This window comes from Mesorhizobium sp. M4A.F.Ca.ET.020.02.1.1, from assembly GCF_004022645.1.
In the GTDB taxonomy this organism is placed as follows: Bacteria; Pseudomonadota; Alphaproteobacteria; order Rhizobiales; family Rhizobiaceae; genus Mesorhizobium.
In genome coordinates this window covers 1-2,049 of the sequence record NZ_RZOI01000919.1, presented here as the reverse complement: position 1 = coordinate 2,049, position 2,049 = coordinate 1, and the positions used below count along the sequence as shown (strand labels likewise).

Sequence of the window (2,049 nt, the reverse complement as noted above, 5' to 3'; positions counted from 1 at the left end):
TCGATGCCCTCCTCGATGTCGAGCAGGCCGTGCACGTCCTCGACCAGCTGGCGCAGCCGGACGCGGCGGCGCGACGGCGGCGGCTCCTGCGTGCGGCCATAAGCGAGCACGCCCTCCGAATAGGACACCGCGCGGTCGAGCGCGCGCAGCAGCTTCGGCGCGAAGGACTGCACGGTCGGGTCCTTGACCAGCCGCAGGCGGTCGGACATCAGCTGCGCGGAGGCCAGGATGTTGCGCATGTCGTGGTTGATCTTCGACACCGCCAGCCCGAGATCGGCGAGGTGCTTCTGCTCGGAGAGCATCTTCTGCAGCCGTTCCTGCATCTGCGACAACTCGCGCTCGGCGACGCCGATCTCGTCGGCGCGAGCGGCGGGACGGATGATGCGCCCGGGATCGTCGGGCGCCTCCGAGAAGGTCAGCATCGAGCGCGTCATGGCGCGGATCGGGCCGATCATGATCAAGTCGATCGCGGCATAGACCAGCATGGCGGTGAACAGCGAGATCAGCAGCGAGACGAAGGCGACGTTGCGCGAATAGACCAACATGGCGCTGCGCAAGGCGTAGTCGGGCATGATCAGCTCGAATTCCTTGTCGCTCTCGCCGACCGGGCCGAACACGCGCAGCATGCGCTTGCCGCCGAAGAACAGCGTGTCGAGCGCCCCGGTCATGCCGTCGATCATGCCGACCTTGGAAATGTCGATATGCTCGTCGACCTGCGGCGGCATCTCGGACACCACCAAAAGCCGCGAGACGCCGCCGTCGCGCACGGCGATCGCCTTGGCGCCGATCGCCATCAAAACGTCGTTCTGGGCAGTGCGCGAGAGCGAGTTGGGCTCGCCCTGCACCAGGACGATCGAGACCGCGGCCGCTGTGCCCAGGCGCTCCTTCAGCCAGCTCACCCGATAGCTGGCGATCCAGGGCAGGAAAATCAGGATTTCGGCCAAAAGCACGAAGACGATGGTGAGCAGAAGAAGCTTGGTCGACAGGCCGCGCGACAGGGGCACCGTGCGGGCAGCGGTAATCGCCGCGCCGGCCCTGTCGTCCGTGGCTTGGGCTTCAGTCATGCTTCAGGTCTTCACAAACACTTGATAGCGAAGATTAGGCGATTGCGGCTTTTTTGCCAATTTCATCCTTGCGGGATAAAAAACATCCACCGCGCGATCGCGACAAAGGGCGCAGCCAGCGCCGGATTGACTTCCAAAACCCTTCTTTCTATAAGCCCGCTCACGCTCGGGCCATTCGTCCCGGCGCGGTTTCGATCGCGCCTAAACCGGCCCGGCAAAGCTCCTGTTACAGAGTGACAGAATCAAGAAGGGCCGCACCCCGCGGTATTAAAACAAATGAAGCGTACCTACCAACCGTCCAAACTCGTCCGCAAGCGCCGGCACGGTTTCCGTGCCCGCATGGCCACCAAGGGTGGTCGCGGCGTCGTTGCCGCCCGCCGCAACCGCGGCCGCAAGCGGCTCAGCGCCTGAACGAAAGACGAGATCGTTGCCCGCAACCGGCAAGCCAGTGGGACAAAATCCCAAGCGGCTTCTGAAGCGCGCGGATTTCCTGGCTGTCCGCGGCGGCGAAAAGCGCCGCGGGCGGCTTTTCCTCGTCGAGGTTCTCGACCGCGGCGACACGCTTTTGCCGCGCGTCGGCTATACCGTCACCAAGAAGGTCGGCAATGCCGTCGTGCGCAACCGCGTCCGGCGGCGGCTGAGAGAAGCCGTGCGCACGCATGCGGCCGATGACATGGCGCCGGGCAATGACTATGTCATCGTCGGGCGCGAAGATGTGCTCGCCATTCCGTTCGGCCAGTTGAAAGCCGAACTTTCCCGCCGACTGCGCGGAACACGATAGGCCAAGGGCTTCGATGGAAAACAACCGCAATTTCTTCATCACCATCGCGCTGTCGGTGCTGATCCTGACGCTGTGGCAGGTGTTCTACATGAACCCGCGCGTCGAGCAGCAGCGCGATGGTGATGAAGAAATTGCGGTTGTTTTCCATCGAAGCCCTTGGCCTATCGTGTTCCGCGCAGTCGGCGGGAAAGTTCGGCTTTCAAC

General features: G+C 63.6%; 4 protein-coding genes. 3 read left to right on the top strand and 1 reads right to left on the bottom strand.

Annotation, left to right across the window (positions count from 1 at the left end; all coding sequences use genetic code 11):
• The coding region (locus tag EN742_RS33065) for a HAMP domain-containing histidine kinase (protein ID WP_148670449.1) at positions 1-1,064 on the bottom strand (1,064 nt) is incomplete at its 3' end.
• 276 nt (positions 1,065-1,340) lie between these two features.
• On the opposite strand from EN742_RS33065, the gene rpmH reads away from it, so the two are divergent.
• From rpmH to EN742_RS33045, 3 genes are all read left to right on the top strand, one after another.
• Positions 1,341-1,475, top strand: a complete 135-nt coding sequence (gene rpmH, locus EN742_RS33055) for a 50S ribosomal protein L34 (protein ID WP_008833937.1) — start codon at positions 1,341-1,343, stop codon at positions 1,473-1,475.
• Between the two features lie 16 nt (positions 1,476-1,491).
• Complete coding sequence (gene rnpA / locus EN742_RS33050; protein WP_126057167.1) at positions 1,492-1,845, top strand: ribonuclease P protein component; 354 nt, start codon at positions 1,492-1,494, stop codon at positions 1,843-1,845.
• Positions 1,846-1,858: 13 nt separating this feature from the next.
• A partial coding sequence (locus EN742_RS33045; RefSeq protein WP_148670448.1) for a hypothetical protein occupies positions 1,859-2,049 on the top strand: 191 nt, incomplete at its 3' end.

What these genes read in the sequence shown, in the direction of transcription:
- rpmH (WP_008833937.1), top strand. Translation starts at nt 1,341, where the DNA reads ATGAAGCGTACCTACCAACCGTCCAAACTCGTCCGCAAGCGCCGGCAC.